At 39.9% G+C, this 14675-nt stretch carries 18 protein-coding genes; 9 read left to right on the top strand and 9 right to left on the bottom strand.

The window, feature by feature from the left end; translation table 11 throughout:
- The first annotated feature begins 35 nt into the window (after positions 1-35).
- Positions 36-2141, top strand: coding sequence for a phosphate acetyltransferase (pta, locus tag ACE1CI_RS19910; protein ID WP_413262498.1), 2106 nt, complete (start codon positions 36-38; stop codon positions 2139-2141).
- Here pta and ACE1CI_RS19905 read toward each other — a convergent pair.
- Positions 2101-2406: a hypothetical protein gene (locus tag ACE1CI_RS19905; protein ID WP_496615635.1), complete on the bottom strand. Its 306-nt coding sequence runs from the start codon at positions 2404-2406 to the stop codon at positions 2101-2103. The two genes, pta and ACE1CI_RS19905, sit on opposite strands and share 41 nt — an antisense overlap.
- Before the next feature lie 104 nt (positions 2407-2510).
- Here ACE1CI_RS19905 and ACE1CI_RS19900 point away from each other — a divergent pair, with 104 nt between their 5' ends.
- Positions 2511-3302, top strand: coding sequence for a DUF3891 family protein (locus ACE1CI_RS19900; protein WP_413262500.1), 792 nt, complete (start codon positions 2511-2513; stop codon positions 3300-3302).
- Positions 3303-3404: 102 nt separating this feature from the next.
- Positions 3405-4499: a DUF362 domain-containing protein gene (locus ACE1CI_RS19895; protein ID WP_413262501.1), complete on the top strand. Its 1095-nt coding sequence runs from the start codon at positions 3405-3407 to the stop codon at positions 4497-4499.
- A 205-nt stretch (positions 4500-4704) separates the two neighbouring features.
- Here the strand turns inward: ACE1CI_RS19895 and ACE1CI_RS19890 are convergent, their stop codons facing one another.
- From ACE1CI_RS19890 to ACE1CI_RS19865, 6 genes are all read right to left on the bottom strand, one after another.
- Positions 4705-4929, bottom strand: coding sequence for a hypothetical protein (locus tag ACE1CI_RS19890; RefSeq protein WP_413262502.1), 225 nt, complete (start codon positions 4927-4929; stop codon positions 4705-4707).
- A gap of 71 nt (positions 4930-5000) precedes the next feature.
- Entirely contained in the window at positions 5001-5357 is a 357-nt protein-coding gene (locus ACE1CI_RS19885) for a hypothetical protein (RefSeq protein WP_413262503.1), read from the bottom strand.
- A 33-nt stretch (positions 5358-5390) separates the two neighbouring features.
- Positions 5391-5849 (bottom strand): type II toxin-antitoxin system VapC family toxin, encoded by a 459-nt coding sequence (locus ACE1CI_RS19880; protein ID WP_413262504.1) that lies wholly within the window; start codon positions 5847-5849, stop codon positions 5391-5393.
- A 3-nt stretch (positions 5850-5852) separates the two neighbouring features.
- Positions 5853-6095 carry a hypothetical protein gene (locus ACE1CI_RS19875; protein ID WP_413262505.1) on the bottom strand — a complete coding sequence of 81 codons (243 nt, stop codon included), beginning with the start codon at positions 6093-6095 and terminating at the stop codon, positions 5853-5855.
- 57 nt (positions 6096-6152) lie between these two features.
- Positions 6153-6392: a hypothetical protein gene (locus ACE1CI_RS19870; RefSeq protein WP_496615632.1), complete on the bottom strand. Its 240-nt coding sequence runs from the start codon at positions 6390-6392 to the stop codon at positions 6153-6155.
- A gap of 634 nt (positions 6393-7026) precedes the next feature.
- On the bottom strand, positions 7027-7734 hold the full coding sequence (locus ACE1CI_RS19865) for a class I SAM-dependent methyltransferase (RefSeq protein ID WP_413262507.1): 708 nt from the start codon (positions 7732-7734) through the stop codon (positions 7027-7029).
- Positions 7735-7836: 102 nt separating this feature from the next.
- Between ACE1CI_RS19865 and ACE1CI_RS19860 the strand changes: the two genes are divergently transcribed.
- The 5 genes from ACE1CI_RS19860 to gatC all read left to right on the top strand — a co-directional run bounded on the left by ACE1CI_RS19860 (position 7837) and on the right by gatC (position 13152).
- Positions 7837-7977, top strand: a complete 141-nt coding sequence (locus ACE1CI_RS19860; protein WP_413262508.1) for a hypothetical protein — start codon at positions 7837-7839, stop codon at positions 7975-7977.
- Between the two features lie 269 nt (positions 7978-8246).
- Positions 8247-11099: a U32 family peptidase gene (locus ACE1CI_RS19855; protein WP_413262509.1), complete on the top strand. Its 2853-nt coding sequence runs from the start codon at positions 8247-8249 to the stop codon at positions 11097-11099.
- 200 nt (positions 11100-11299) lie between these two features.
- Positions 11300-12034, top strand: coding sequence for a 2-phosphosulfolactate phosphatase family protein (locus ACE1CI_RS19850; RefSeq protein WP_413262510.1), 735 nt, complete (start codon positions 11300-11302; stop codon positions 12032-12034).
- Positions 12035-12225: 191 nt separating this feature from the next.
- Entirely contained in the window at positions 12226-12747 is a 522-nt protein-coding gene (locus ACE1CI_RS19845) for a photosystem I assembly protein Ycf3 (protein ID WP_496615631.1), read from the top strand.
- Between the two features lie 108 nt (positions 12748-12855).
- Positions 12856-13152: an Asp-tRNA(Asn)/Glu-tRNA(Gln) amidotransferase subunit GatC gene (gene gatC / locus ACE1CI_RS19840; RefSeq protein WP_413262512.1), complete on the top strand. Its 297-nt coding sequence runs from the start codon at positions 12856-12858 to the stop codon at positions 13150-13152.
- 93 nt (positions 13153-13245) lie between these two features.
- Here the strand turns inward: gatC and ACE1CI_RS19835 are convergent, their stop codons facing one another.
- The gene (locus ACE1CI_RS19835) at positions 13246-13605 is read right to left on the bottom strand and encodes a hypothetical protein (protein ID WP_413262513.1); all 360 of its coding nucleotides are present in this window, start codon (positions 13603-13605) and stop codon (positions 13246-13248) included.
- Positions 13602-13937: a DUF433 domain-containing protein gene (locus ACE1CI_RS19830; RefSeq protein WP_413262514.1), complete on the bottom strand. Its 336-nt coding sequence runs from the start codon at positions 13935-13937 to the stop codon at positions 13602-13604. The genes ACE1CI_RS19835 and ACE1CI_RS19830 overlap by 4 nt, the downstream gene beginning before the upstream one ends.
- A gap of 115 nt (positions 13938-14052) precedes the next feature.
- Here ACE1CI_RS19830 and ACE1CI_RS19825 point away from each other — a divergent pair, with 115 nt between their 5' ends.
- Entirely contained in the window at positions 14053-14634 is a 582-nt protein-coding gene (locus tag ACE1CI_RS19825) for a Uma2 family endonuclease (protein WP_413262515.1), read from the top strand.
- The last annotated feature ends 41 nt before the right edge of the window (positions 14635-14675 follow it).

Genomic DNA, 14675 nt, shown 5'->3' with positions numbered 1-14675 from the left:
GAAAGATAAAAGAAAGCCGAATTACATAACCCCAGATGATCCAAAATTTATACATCGCAGCAATTGAAGCAGGCAGTGGTAAATCACTTGTCCTCCTGGGACTAATGGAATTGCTATCGAAGCGTATTCGCCGACTCGGTTTTTTTCGTCCAGTCATTCATGCTGGGCAAAAGCAAGATAACGATATCAATTTGATCCGTAAGCGTTACCATCTGGAAATTGAGTACGAATCTCAGTATGGGCTAACACATCAACAAGCGCAAGATTTAGTCGCAGATGGGCATTATGATGAACTAATCAAACAGGTAATTGAAAAATACAAAGCTTTAGAAAAACATTGCGATTTCATCCTTTGTGAAGGAATTGATTCTACAGAAATCGATCCGGCATTTGTTGACAATTTTGATACAAGAATTGCCAATCATTTAGCCGCCCCAATTTTAATTGTGGCAAATGGGCAAGGTAAAACTCCAGAGGAAGTAGTTAATGCAGTTCGCACCGAACGCGAAGCTTTCATGGAACAGGGATGTACAATTGCTGCCATAATGGTTAATTTAGTACATCCCGATCGCTTAGAAGCAGTCACTCAACAGTTAGAAAATCTTTGGATTTATGAAGACCCTGTATTTGTTTTACCTGAAAAAGAAACTCTAGGTAAACCAACAGTTATAGAAGTTGCTCAAGCAATTAATGGCAAATTAGTATATGGGTCGGAAAACCAACTAAATCGAGAAGTTTTAAGCTATAAAGTAGCGGCAATGCAAGTACCAAACTTTCTCGATCATGTGCGGGAAGGTGGATTGATTATTACGGCTGGCGATCGCGCTGATATAATATTAGGATGTTTGGCTACTACCTTCTCAGTAAATTATCCTAAAATTGCCGGAATGATTTTAACTGGTGGGTTTGATATGGCTCCCCAAGTTAAGAAATTGTTGGAAGGTTTCCGCAAATTTAATACCCCAATTTTTAGCGTGGAAACTGATACTTACGAAACGGCGAAGTTGGTTAGTTTAGTTCATGCGGAAATTACCCCAGATAATCAAAGAAAAATCGCTTCCGCCTTGGGATTATTTGAATCTCATGTAGATTTAATAAAACTAGAAAAACGGATCTCGGTGACTCGATCGACTAGAATTACGCCGATCATGTTTGAGTATGAATTAATCGAGCGTGCCAAGGCGAAAAAGCAACATATTGTGTTTCCTGAAGGTGCAGACGATCGAATTTTACGGGCAGCAGAAATTCTCTTACGCCGACGAGTTGTAGATATTACTCTCTTAGGAAACGAACAGGAAATCAAAGAAAAAATCTCTCTTTTAGGGTTGAATTTGAAATCAGTAAATATCCTCGATCCTTTGCAATCTGAATGGCAAGATGAGTACGTCCAAACTTATTGGGAGTTACGAAAACACAAAGGAATTACTGAAGAATTCGCCAGAGATGCCATGCACGATTTTAGTTATTTTGGCACAATGATGGTGTACAAAGGAGCCGCAGATGGCATGGTATCTGGCGCTGTGCATACAACTGCCCATACCATTCGTCCGGCATTAGAATTTATTCGGACTGTTCCGGGTTGTTCGATCGTTTCCAGTGTATTTTTAATGTGTTTAGCCGACCAAGTTTTAGTCTATGGAGATTGTGCCGTAAATCCCAATCCTTCCCCCGAACAATTAGCCGATATTGCCATTAGTTCGGCAACTACCGCCCAAACTTTTGGTATTGAACCTTTTGTGGCGATGTTATCTTATTCTACAGGTGATTCTGGTCACGGAGCAGATGTAGATAAAGTGAAAGAAGCTACTTGTATTGCCAGAGAAAAACGCCCGGATTTAAAAATAGAAGGACCGATTCAATACGATGCAGCAATTGATAGTTCGGTAGCGAAAACTAAACTACCAACTAGTGAGGTTGCCGGACACGCAACTGTATTTATTTTCCCCGATTTAAACACCGGAAATAATACTTATAAAGCAGTACAGCGATCGGCAAATGCAGTAGCGATCGGTCCGGTTTTACAAGGTTTGAAAAAACCCGTAAATGACTTAAGTCGCGGTTGTACAGTCACCGATATTGTGAACACAGTAGCGATTACTGCTATTCAAGCACAAACAACATCGTTCGTTGTTCCGACTTAAGTCGGAATCGCGCTAAAGCGCCTACAACAAACAACATCGTTCGTTGTTCCGACTTCAGTCGGAGTAGCGCTAAAGCGCCTACAACAAACAACATCGTTCGTTGTTCCGACTTCAGTCGGAATCGCGCTAAAGCGCCTACAACAAACAACATCGTTCGTTGTTCCGACTTCAGTCGGAGTAGCGCTAAAGCGCCTACAACAAACAACATCGTTCGTTGTTCCGACTTCAGTCGGAATCGCGCTAAAGCGCCTACAACAAACAACATCGTTCGTTGTTCCGACTTCAGTCGGAGTAGCGCTAAAGCGCAACAACGAACCCAAAATTCCCTAAAATCTGTAGGATAATAATATGCCCAAAATTGAGTAATTTATGCTACTGCGTTCATCATCGCCAGAGGAAGTTATTTGTATTACCCAACCGCATCATGCTTGGATTTCAGGACAATTAGCAAGGATGTGGGGAAACGAACAATTTGGTCAAGTTTCTCCTCATCAAGAAGTTTGTTTAGCTGCGGAACAACATGATATTGGTTGGTTAATTTGGGAACAAACTCCAACATTAAATCCCCAAACAGGTTATCCTCATTCTTTCTCGGAATTGGCAACAAAAAACCATATAAAAAATTGGTCAAAAGCGAGAAATTTTGCTCTACCTTTGGGTAGATATGTGGCATTACTTGTGTCACTGCACGGTACTCGTTTATATGAACGTTTTCGCAGTTGGGAAAATTACCCGGAAACCAAAGAATTAGTGCAGAATTTCCTCAATGATGAGTATGCTTTTCAACAAGAGTTGATTACTAAATTACAAAAAGACTCTTATCACGCACCATACGCTACACCCGAAGTAATTAAACGTAATCAAAAATTAGTGGCGGTTTGGGATGCACTTTCTTTAATTATTTGTCATGGTTTCACTGGTGAGAAAATAGTTGAAAATGTACCTACTGCTAATGGGGAAATTACATTAACTTTAAAGAATAAAGAAAATCATCCTTTAGAAATATCTGTATCTCCTTGGCCGTTTCGCAAAAGTCAGGTAAACTTGGTTTTTGAGGGCAGATTGCTTCAGCAAAAATTTACTGATGAAACGGTGATGCAAGAAGCTTTAATTCAGGCTCCGGGAGTTACAATTAATACTATTTTATTACCGCAGAATTAAGAATATTTTAACCACAGATAAACATAGATCTAATTGTTGTCTTTGGGATGGGTAGTTATAATCTGATTTAGGGCAGATTTGTTTGATCGCACTAAAAAAGCCATGACACATTCCCAACGCTTTTCTAAGTACAAAAGGCGGCAAGTTTTACGCTTTGCTGGGTTAGCAGCAGGCGCATCAATTTTACCAGTTGCTTGTCGTGCAGCTACTTCACCAAATGCAGAAAATAGCACTGTCAAGGAATTTGCTACTCCTACAACTGAGTATAGTACTGTTGCTCAATCTACTCAACAAAATGTTAGTAAAGTTGTGTTAGTTCGCAGTGACGATCGAGTTGCTGGTACTTTAAAAGCTTTAGATTTACTGCAACCTCAAGGAATTTCTGGGCAAACAATTTTCCTCAAACCTAATTATAATACCGCCGACCCTGCCCCAGCTGCTACTGATACCAAAATGCTGGAAGCTTTGGTGAAAGAATTACAAAGTGCAGGGGGGAAACAGATTACGATTGGCGATCGATCTGGGATGGCAGAAACTCGCCAAGCAATGCAGAAAAAAGGCGTGTTTCAATTAGCACAACGCTATGGATTAAAAGCCATAGTTTTTGATGAATTATCTGCCGCAGATTGGCAGAGTTTCCCCGCAGCAGGTACGCATTGGAAACAGGGATTTGCTTTTGCACGTCCGATTTTGAATTCAGGGGCAATTATTAATACTTGTTGTTTAAAAACCCATCGTTTCGGCGGTCATTTCACCTTATCATTAAAAAACACTGTGGGGATGGTAGCTAAATACATTCCGGGCAATTCTTACAATTACATGAGTGAATTGCACAACTCACCGCACCAAAGATTAATGATAGCTGAAATTAACAAAGCTTACCAACCAAAACTCGTGTTACTCGATGGTATAGAAGCCCTTGTCAATGGCGGGCCTGATACTGGAAAATTAGTTAAAGCGGGGGTGATTTTGGCAGGGACCGATCGTGTAGCTGTTGATGTAGTGGCTGTGGGGATTTTGCGAAGTCTAGGAACAACCGAAGCAGTTTCTCGCGGTTCCGTTTGGCAATTAGAACAAATTAAAAGAGCAGTAGAATTAGGTTTAGGTGCCGTAAATTCCGAGCAAATTGAAATGATTACAGCCGATAATTCGAGTCAGAAAATGGCTGATGAAATTCGGAAGTTGATTGTTGCTTGAATGGGGGATTAGGGATGACAGGCAAGATGCCTGTCCTACAAGATTGGGATGAATTTTAACTAAATACGTAAACGAAATACTGCGCTTACATCTGTGTTAATCTGTGGACATCTGTGGTTAAAAATAGAATTGTCAACCCAGCCAAAATTTTAATTTACCATCTGCGTTTATCTGCTTTCATCTGCGGTAAAAAAAACCAAGATGTCTAACCAAACCTAGCGAGTAATTCCTCACGGGATAATTGCAGTAATAAAATAGTAAATTCTTCCGGTGATAACTCCAACAAAGGCTCAATAATTCCTGAAAGTTGTTCATCGATTAAACCAAACCGAAATCGCAGCAAATTTTCTATATTGGCGCGACGTTCGATGATTCTTCCCCTTCGTAAAGCTTCTTCTTCCCATTGTAAAACTAGTGGTGATAATTCCATTGCTAACTCCCGATCGCTATCCTCTATATTTTGACTCCCTTGTAAGGTGACTTGCCATGTTTATCTAACTTCTACCTGCCAAACCTAGCAAGTAGTTCCTCACGGGATAATTGCAGTAATAAAATAGTAAATTCTTCCGGTGGTAGTTCCAACAAAGGTTCAATAATTCCTAATAGTTGTTCATCGATTAAACCAAATCGAAATCGCAGCAAATTTTCGATATGGGTGCGACGTTCGATGATTTTTCCCTGCTGAATTCCCTGCTGAATTCCTTGCTGAATTCCCTGCTGTTCTCCCCTGCGTAAAGCTTCTTCTTCCCATTGTAAAACTAGTGGTGATAGTTCCATTGCTAACTCCCGATCGCTATCTTCTATATTTTGACTTACTTGTAAAGTTGCTTGCTCTCTTTGCCAGCAATAAAAATACATTAGAACGTAAAGGATGATTTACTGGAAGTTTGGCTATTTGTCAGACGCACTATTAGTAACATCTCCAGGGTTTACGGGAGTGATTTCTGCATAACGGCGAAAATCCTCAACATTAAAAGTTAAAATATGGGTTAAACCATGTACCAACATAGCAGCCACTAAACGAGCATCGTGAACATTAACACCTTTGACTTCATAAGTGCTGACTAATCTTTCCCATTCTGTATAAATAGCACTTGTGTCCGGTAATAAGGGAAATATCGCCTTTAATTTTTCAACTTCCGCCTTAGTTTCTGCAACTGAATATCCTAATCCATTTTTATCTTTAGGACGAGTACAGACATTCCAAAATTCAATTAAATTTTGCGGCGCAATATATAATTCTTCCCCTCGATTTAGCAAAATACTAGTGGCTGTAGTTGCGATCGCAAACATCGGATGAGATGGTTCCAAACTTCTGAGCAAGATATTAGTATCTAGTAAATAAGACATTTATCATTTGTCTCCATAAATGCTTTCTCTACTAATAGCCTCATCAGATAAAATTGGAGTATCCAAACGATGACTCTCAGCCCACTCTTGAAAAGCCTTAGCCCTTTCTTCCGGGCTGGCTACTTCATAAAAAGGAAGTTGTTGAATCTCAGTATTTAGGTTGATTTTACGATTCAATAAATCCTTTTCTTCCGCAGTCAATGATTGAATAATTTCAGCCAAAGATTCCACTAGTTTTGTATTCATAAAAATCTACTTTCAAAATTGATATTAGCCATTAATACCGAGATAATTAGCTAACTTCTACCTGCTAAACCTAGCGAGTAATTCCTCACGGGATAATTGCAGTAATAAAATAGTAAATTCTTCCGGTGCTAATTCCAATAAAGGCTCAATAATTCCTAATAGTTGTTCATCGATTAAACCAAACCGAAATCGCAGCAAATTTTCTATATTGGCGCGACGTTCGATGATTATTCCTCGCTGTTCTCCCCTTCGTAAAGCTTCTTCTTCCCATTGTAAAACTAGTGGTGATAGTTCCATTGCTAACTCCCGATCGCTCTCTAAAGGTGAATAAAACGTAGCTGGTGATACAAAATTCTCACTTTCACTCAAGGTTGGTTAATTACCGGACAAAGATTAGTAAATCTTATGGGTTAAGGGCGCTAACCTGCCTTCGTCAAACCAGAGGCAGGTAGACTTGGTGAGCCACTTGATAACGTAAGTTATTCACAAATGATTCTTTGCCCCAAAATTTATTAATTTAAGTAATCATTTTTTATATGTCTCTTTTTACTCTTGCTTAGGCTTTTTTTCTCCCTAATTTCCGATTGTGACAGTTCCGGGTGCGGAATCTGGGTTATATTATGACGGTGAAAGTGAGATTTTTATCTTTTATTAGACTTTTAATTTTTCTTGGTGGTAAGTGTCATATTTTTGCTTCCATCTTCTCTATATAGTGTGATATAGTGTGAACTTATACAACTTACACAGGAGTAATGTATATGGCAGATCCTAAGTAGTCGGACAAAAGAAAAGGATACAGTGTTAAGTTTTGCAACAGAGTGAAGAGCGATCGCTAATTTGAGACAAGCGATCGCAAAACTTTTCGGTCTACTGACATTTAGTTAATTTTGTCCAATACTTCTACTGCACTAGCGATCTAGAAATTAATTGGTTAATTTAAGTACGCTTTCACTATTGTTCTTGCATCAGTGGAATCAGGATAGGACTGAATATCTAAATTCACTAGTCTTTCTCCACATAAATCAGATAGCATATTTTTGATATCAATTAGCTTATAGAATGCCATATCTCGATTACGTTCTATTAGCTCCAATGTTACTTTATCGTAATTAGAAAAATGAAGGATAATGGCATAATTTACCAATTTAAGCATCGATTGGATTAAATTTTGAGCATATTCTTTAGATAATTTACCACAGGGAGAAGGTTGATCCTGATTAACGGACAAAGCGCCGATAGAACATACTACATCATAACGTTGAGAAGGCCAATTTTGCTCTAGGAAATCTCCTGTAATGAACTGATTTCTTAAGTCATTTCCGTATAGTTTCTCAGCTTCCTGAATAAATTCACTCATAATATCAATTCCAGTATATGTTCCTGTAAAATATTTGTGTTTTCTGAGATAATCAATCAAGTTCCCATAACCACATCCTATATCTAAAAAAGAATTGATTTTTGTCCATTCAATACCATCTAAATCAGTGGCAATTTTAAAACTTAACATTTGGATTTCATGAGAACTCCACCCAACTTTTTTAGCAGTTGATTCATTTTCAGGCAAATTTCCTACTTCACTGATTCGGTTTTGATAGAAAGCTTTAGTTAATGAAGTCCTGTCATTAGTATGGTTCATCATCGTCAATCCATTTGGTTTAATATTTTAATCAATAAACTAATTATCATAAAATTTACTAGAGCGCCAGTTCAGTAGAAGTATTGGACAAAATTAACTAAATGAATGTCGGATATGTTGGGCATGAAGTTGGGTGTTGGAGGCATCTGGGAAGATGACGGTGTTGGTATAGTCACCAGAGGCGACGATAGCGGGGCTAGAGTAGACGAAGTATTCGATCCAAAAGGATTGTTTGTAGGACATTAGTTTTCCTGAGATAAAGGTGTAGGTGAGATTGTTCGTTTCAATCCCTTTGCCGGGATTAAGTTAATTGAAACCCTGGAACTATGTAAATTATCAAGCTTCTAGCAATTTTCGTGAAACCCGCAGGAATTAGCCTCTGCTGCGATTCCCGAAAAAACTGTTGATAGCTGTCATGATAGAACAGCTACCACCTAATGTCCAGGTTGCTGCTGTAACAAATAATCAACACAATAGCAGTTAGTGCTCTCACCCATTACCCAAGATATTTTACAATGAAAGCCGATCGCCACCCCCACACAAAACCCACCACACCCAACATTAAAATCCCCGAATTACTGTCACCTGCGGGTAATTGGGAATGCGCCAAAGCAGCGGTTGAAAATGGCGCAGATGCAATTTATTTTGGATTAGAACAATTTAACGCCAGAATGCGGGCGCAAAATATCACCACAGCGGAATTGCCTAAATTAATGCAATATTTGCACTTGCGAGGAGTCAAAGGTTACGTCACCCTCAACACCCTAATTTTTCCCCAAGAATTAACCCAAGCTGAACAATATCTTCGCACAATTATTGCTGCTGGAGTTGATGCAGTCATCGTGCAAGATATCGGACTTTGCCGTTTAATTCGCCACCTTTCACCAGACTTTCCCATCCATGCTTCTACCCAAATGACTATTACCAGCGCCACTGGTATAGAATTTGCTAAATGCTTGGGTTGTCAGTTAGTTGTACTCGCCCGTGAATGTTCGATTCAAGAAATAGAAAAAATCCAAAAACAACTGATAGAAAAACGAATATCTCTGCCCTTAGAAGTTTTCGTACATGGCGCTTTATGTGTAGCTTATTCTGGGCAATGTTTGACTAGCGAAGCATTAGGAGGACGCTCGGCAAATCGGGGAGAATGCGCCCAAGCTTGTCGAATGCCTTACGAATTAATTGCTGATGGTAAATTGGTTGATTTTGGCGATCGCAAATACCTGTTAAGTCCCCAAGATTTAGCCGGATTAGATGTACTTCCCGAATTAGTAAAAGCGGGAGTAAGTTCTTTAAAAATCGAAGGTAGATTGAAAGCGCCGGAATATGTCGCCAACGTCACTCGCGTTTATCGCCAAGCTTTAGATCGCATCATTGCCGAATTATCAGATCCCCCTAAATCCCCCTTAATAAGGGGGACTTTGAATAGCGAATTAGATCCCCCTAAATCCCCCTTACAAAGGGGGACTTTGAAGAGTGAATTAGATCCCCCTAAATCCCCCTTAACAAGGGGGACTTTGAATAGCGAAAACTTTAATTCGGTTCCCCCATTAAATAATGACATAGCCGAATTACCCGATCCCCCTAAATCCCCCTTTTTAAGGGGGACTTTGAGTAGCGAAAATTTGCCTCCGGTTCCCCCCTTATTAAGGGGGGTTAGGGGGGATCGAAATGATATAAAGCAAGACCAGAAAACTAATATAAATAATGTAGGGAATTTGAGCGATCGCTACAACCTAGAAATGGCATTTTCTCGCGGACTTTATACAGGTTGGTTTGGAGGAGTTAATAATCAAGAATTAGTTCACGCCCGTTTCGGCAAAAAGCGGGGAGTTTACTTAGGCGAAGTAACCCGAATTTCTCAAGATAAAATATCAATAAATTTGCAAGCACCAATTAAACCGGGTGATGGGGTAGTTTTTGATAACGGGCATCCCGAAAGACAGGAAGAAGGCGGGAGAATTTATGCCGTAGAAACTAAGGGAAAAGAGACAATTTTAACCTTTGGCAAACGCGATATTAACTTGCGGCGCGTTCAAGTTGGCGACAAAGTTTGGAAAACTTCCGATCCCGAATTAGATAAACAGTTACGCCAAACTTTTAGCGGAGAAACCCCACAATTTCAGCGACCTTTAAAGCTGGAGATTCATGGCGAAGTCAATCAACCTTTAATTGTCATCGCTACAGATGAATTAGGCAACGTTGTCCAAGTAGAATCTGCCATCAATTTAGTAGAAGCACATACCAAACCTTTAACAAATGAACGGTTACAAGAACAATTAGGAAGGTTAGGCAATACTCCTTTTTACTTGGAAAATTTGACTAATCATCTCAATGGTGAAGTGATGTTACCCGTGAGTGAATTAAACCGTTTGCGCCGAGAATTTGTCACTCAATTAGAAGAGTTACGCCAGCAACCAAAACGCTGGAAATTAAACGCCAAAGCTACAGTTTCAGACTTATTACCCACCAAAGAACCCGCAAGTTTAACCAATCCCAACTTAATCGTTTTAGTCCGCAACCTCGAACAATTACAAGCAGCTTTAGAATCGGGCATTTCTACAATATACTGCGAATTAGAAAACCCTAAAAACTATCGAAAAGCAGTAAAACTAGTCAAAGAATTTCTCCATCCCGTAGGACAGGCATCCTGCCTGTCATTCCCCCAAACCCCCAAAATTTTCGTCGCCCCCCCAAGAATTACTAAACCGGGAGAAACTTGGATTTTGCAGCAAGTTCGCGCTAGTGAAGCTGATGGTTATTTGGTGCGAAATTATGACCAATTGCAGTTTTTTTGCGGAGAACGTTGCATTGGTGATTTCTCATTAAATGTGGCTAATGGGTTAACGGCAGGTTATTTGAAAAATTCCTTGAGTTTGACAAGGTTAACTGCTTCTTACGATTTAAATATTTCGCAATTGGAAGATTTACTCGTTAGTTGTCCGACTGATTGGTTTGAGGTGACAATTCATCAATATATGCCAATGTTTCACATGGAACATTGCGTTTTTTGTGCTTTTCTTTCGGAGGGAACTGATTATACTAATTGTGGTCGCCCTTGTGAAAAGCATGAGGTGAAATTGCGCGATCGCACAGGCACCGAACACATTTTACAAGCTGACGCAGGTTGTCGCAATACTGTATTTAATGGCAAGGCGCAAACTGGGGCGGAATATGTGCAACGTCTGCTTGAGTTGGGGTTGAGGAATTTTCGCGTTGAGTTTATGAATGAAACTCCTCAGCAAGTTAAGGAGATTATTTATCGTTACCATCAATTGTTATCTGGGGAAATTTCTGGATCTCAACTTTGGCGGGATTTGAAATTACAAAATCAGTTGGGGGTAACTAGAGGTACTATGGGGAATTAGTTGTTTTTTTACCACAGATGTCCACAGATGAACACAGATGTTACTGTGAGATTTTGGCTGGGTGGATAAGGCTTTTTTTAAACGCAGATGAACGCAGATGTTGTTGTGAGATTTTGGTGGGGTGGATCATGTTGGTTTTTTGTAACGTCACATAATATAATTGCATTTTCAACGGTTATAATTCAGATGGCAGCTGGCTTGTGAAATTATTTATTTACCATACTCCTGAGCTCACTCCTTCTAGTGAGGTTCCTGATTGTGCGATCGCAATTGATGTGTTAAGAGCTACAACTACAATGGTGACAGCTTTGGCTGCGGGGGCTGAAGCGGTGCAAGTGTTCAGCGATTTAGATAAACTGATTCATGTGAGCGAAGCATGGCCCACTGAAAAGCGAATTCGCGCCGGGGAACGCGGGGGCGCAAAAGTAGCTGGCTTTGATATGGGTAATTCTCCTCTGGATTGCACTCCTGAGCAAGTCCAAGGACGACGTTTGTTTATTAGCACTACCAATGGTACACGCTCTCTAGAACGAGTCCAAAAGGCTGCAAGTGTTATGGCTGGGGCTTTTGTGAATCGTCGGGCTGTGGTGAATTATATTTTGTCTGAGCAACCGGAAACCGTTTGGATTGTAGGATCGGGTTGGGAAGGTAGTTATTCTTTAGAGGATACTGCTTGCGCTGGGGCGATCGCACAAAGTCTGCTAAAGGAATTACAATTACCAGTTGATCAACTCGCTGGCAATGATGAGGTAGTTGGCGCAGTCACTTTGTTCGATCAGTGGAAAGACCGATTGCTAGAATTGATGCACCACGCCAGTCACGGGAAACGCCTACTGCGCTTGGACTGCGATGAGGATTTGAAATACTGCGTGCAAATGGATCTGTTGGATGTTCTCCCGATCCAACGCGAACCAGGGGTTTTAGTGAAAAAATGATTAAATGCAGATTTTGCGATCGAAGCTCAAAGAGGAAATTTACGAAGGTTAAAGGTTAAAGGTTAAAGATTAAGGGGAAAAGGTAGAGCTTTCTTTTACCCTTTACCCTCCCTTGACACCACCTTAGTTAATCAGCGTTAAATTATCTAATGAGCCTCTAAAATCAAACAATTGGAACTACCTTTAAAGATATGCCCAGATCACAACGTAACGATAATTTCATCGACAAAACTTTTACCGTCATGGCAGATATGATTCTCAAAGCTCTGCCTGCTAATAAAAAAGCTAAGGAAGCTTTTGTTTATTACCGTGATGGAATGTCAGCGCAGGCGGATGGAGAATACGCCGAAGCTTTAGAAAATTACGAAGAAGCGCTGAGATTAGAGGAAGACTCTTACGATAAGAGTTATATTCTTTACAATATGGGGTTGATTCATGCTAGTAATGGTGAGCATGAAAAAGCTTTGGAATACTATTACCAAGCTATTGATTTAAACCCACGTCACCCATCAGCTTTGAACAATATTGCGGTAATTTATCATTACCAAGGTGAAAAGTTGAAGGAAGCGGGAAAGTCTGAAGAAGGCGAAGCTTTGCTTGATAAAGCTGCGGAATACTGGCGAGAAGCAATTCGCATCGCTCCCAACAACTATATTGAAGCGCAAAACTGGTTGAAAACGACTGGGCGATCGCAAATCGATGTATTCTTTTAATCTTATCCCAGATCCCCGACTTCTAGATCCCCGACTTCTTAAAGAAGTCGGGGATCTAGAAGTCGGGGATCTGGGAAACCAATGACCAACAACAATTAAACTAAAATTATGAGTATCGATCGCGAACAAGTCCGCAAAGTTGCCTTACTTGCCCGTTTGGAATTAACCCCAGAAGAAGAAGAAATGTTTACTACTCAAATGGGCGCTATGTTAGATTATTTCCAACAGTTGAGTGAGTTGGATGTTAGCAAAGTTCAGCCAACAACTAGAGCAATTGATGTTAGTAATATAACCAGAACCGATGAATTAAAACCTTGTGAAGAACGGGAAGCTATTCTGAAAAATGCTCCCGAACAAGATGGAGACTTTTTCAAAGTACCCAAGATTTTAGCTTCTGACGAATAAGCGTAGATTGTAAATATAAAACCGGGGGAAATGCCAGCTTTTTTGAGTTAGCATTTCTTCTTTTTTTATGTTTAAAAATCATATCTGCGATCGCTAAAATGGAATCCAATCCACCTGATCGATCCACTCTTCTGCTTCCGACGCTTCCCATATTATAAAAAGCGATTCTGCCCAAGTACGTATTGTGCCACTCGAACGTAACCAAACCAATCCCCAAATATGTCTTCCTACTCCCCAATGTACTTCTAAATGTCCCGGCATACTTTTACGGTTATCTGTCACCAATAAACGTTGCGATAATTCTAAATAATTTAACAGTTCTGGATCGAGCGTTCCTAATGGGGGCGTATCTGGATCTCCAACCCGCAAAATATCTATCGCTGGATTGAGACGCAAAACAGCAATCTTTAGCTTCGGTGACAAATTTTCATCAAGCAAAAAACGTATTTTCACAAAGAATTTAGCATCTCCTTTTCTCTTTGAGTTTTTAATTGTTTCAAACGTTTCATTACAGGTGTTGGTTCAGCAGCTAAGTATTCCTGATAACGTTGTTCCTGCCACTTTGCCAAGCGCAACATATAAGCATCCATCTCAGCGCGATTATGCAAATAGTAAGTAATAGCAGCGTGAATTTTTTCTAAATTCAGTGTTGGCAACTCTAACAAAATTGCTTCTGGCGAATATCCGTGCAAGTAATAATTAATCACGTTATCAATACCGATGCGATGCCCTTTTATGCGGATATCATCTGCATCCAAAAACTCAAAATAATCTTCTAATTGCATCTGTTTACCTTTGCCATCTGTATGTAATTTTATCTTATCTAATGTTTAAGTGGGCGATCGACTTAATTTAAAACTTGCTAAAATCAGCTAAATATCCCATTAACTATCAACAGCAATGACAGCTACACTCCAAGAAAGAGAAGCCGAACCAATTTTAATTCACGAACTAACCTGGCGAGAATTTAAAGCAGTCGAACAGTTGATCGATCGTCCCGGAATCAGATTATCCTTTTTAGATGGAGTCTTAGAAATTCGGAAAATGCCAGGGAAAAAACACGAAACTATCAAAAAACGCATTGCTGCTTTATTAGAAATCTACCTGGAATTTCTAGGTTTAGATTTTACTCCTACTGGATCAGTTACTCTAGAAAGTGAATCTGAACGAGTCAAAAGAGAAGCAGATGAATCCTACGAACTTAGTCCTGGCAAAGAACGTCCTGATTTAGTAATTGAAGTAATCGTCAGCAGTGGTGGTATTAACAAATTAGAAGCTTACAAACGCCTAAAAATTCCCGAAGTTTGGTTTTGGGAAGACGGACAATTATCATTTTATGTTTTGCGAAATGACGCTTACGAAAAAACTTCCCAGTCCCAACTTCTCCCCAAGTTAAATGTACCTCTCCTACTCCTCTGTATCAACCTAACCAATCACACTCAAGCCCTGCGACAATTTCGCCAAGAACTCCAACAAAAATAATAAATCTCTCTCTTCTCTTCTTCCTCTGCGCCCTCTGCGTC

Source organism: Floridaenema flaviceps BLCC-F50, assembly GCF_041929275.2.
GTDB classification, from domain to species: Bacteria; Cyanobacteriota; Cyanobacteriia; order Cyanobacteriales; family Aerosakkonemataceae; genus Floridanema; species Floridanema flaviceps.
The sequence above is the reverse complement of the archived record's forward strand: the minus strand, read 5'-3'. Positions and strand labels throughout refer to the sequence as shown.

Excerpts from the sequence above, each read along its gene's own strand:
- pta (WP_413262498.1), top strand. The coding sequence starts at position 36 with ATGATCCAAAATTTATACATCGCAGCAATTGAAGCAGGCAGTGGTAAA.
- ACE1CI_RS19905 (WP_496615635.1), bottom strand. The coding sequence starts at position 2,406 with ATGTTGTTTGTTGTAGGCGCTTTAGCGCGATTCCGACTGAAGTCGGAA.
- ACE1CI_RS19900 (WP_413262500.1), top strand. The coding sequence starts at position 2,511 with ATGCTACTGCGTTCATCATCGCCAGAGGAAGTTATTTGTATTACCCAA.
- ACE1CI_RS19895 (WP_413262501.1), top strand. The coding sequence starts at position 3,405 with ATGACACATTCCCAACGCTTTTCTAAGTACAAAAGGCGGCAAGTTTTA.
- ACE1CI_RS19890 (WP_413262502.1), bottom strand. The coding sequence starts at position 4,929 with ATGGAATTATCACCACTAGTTTTACAATGGGAAGAAGAAGCTTTACGA.
- ACE1CI_RS19885 (WP_413262503.1), bottom strand. The coding sequence starts at position 5,357 with ATGTATTTTTATTGCTGGCAAAGAGAGCAAGCAACTTTACAAGTAAGT.
- ACE1CI_RS19880 (WP_413262504.1), bottom strand. The coding sequence starts at position 5,849 with ATGTCTTATTTACTAGATACTAATATCTTGCTCAGAAGTTTGGAACCA.
- ACE1CI_RS19875 (WP_413262505.1), bottom strand. The coding sequence starts at position 6,095 with ATGAATACAAAACTAGTGGAATCTTTGGCTGAAATTATTCAATCATTG.
- ACE1CI_RS19870 (WP_496615632.1), bottom strand. The coding sequence starts at position 6,392 with ATGGAACTATCACCACTAGTTTTACAATGGGAAGAAGAAGCTTTACGA.
- ACE1CI_RS19865 (WP_413262507.1), bottom strand. The coding sequence starts at position 7,734 with ATGATGAACCATACTAATGACAGGACTTCATTAACTAAAGCTTTCTAT.
- ACE1CI_RS19860 (WP_413262508.1), top strand. The coding sequence starts at position 7,837 with ATGTCGGATATGTTGGGCATGAAGTTGGGTGTTGGAGGCATCTGGGAA.
- ACE1CI_RS19855 (WP_413262509.1), top strand. The coding sequence starts at position 8,247 with ATGAAAGCCGATCGCCACCCCCACACAAAACCCACCACACCCAACATT.
- ACE1CI_RS19845 (WP_496615631.1), top strand. The coding sequence starts at position 12,226 with ATGCCCAGATCACAACGTAACGATAATTTCATCGACAAAACTTTTACC.
- gatC (WP_413262512.1), top strand. The coding sequence starts at position 12,856 with ATGAGTATCGATCGCGAACAAGTCCGCAAAGTTGCCTTACTTGCCCGT.
- ACE1CI_RS19830 (WP_413262514.1), bottom strand. The coding sequence starts at position 13,937 with ATGCAATTAGAAGATTATTTTGAGTTTTTGGATGCAGATGATATCCGC.
- ACE1CI_RS19825 (WP_413262515.1), top strand. The coding sequence starts at position 14,053 with ATGACAGCTACACTCCAAGAAAGAGAAGCCGAACCAATTTTAATTCAC.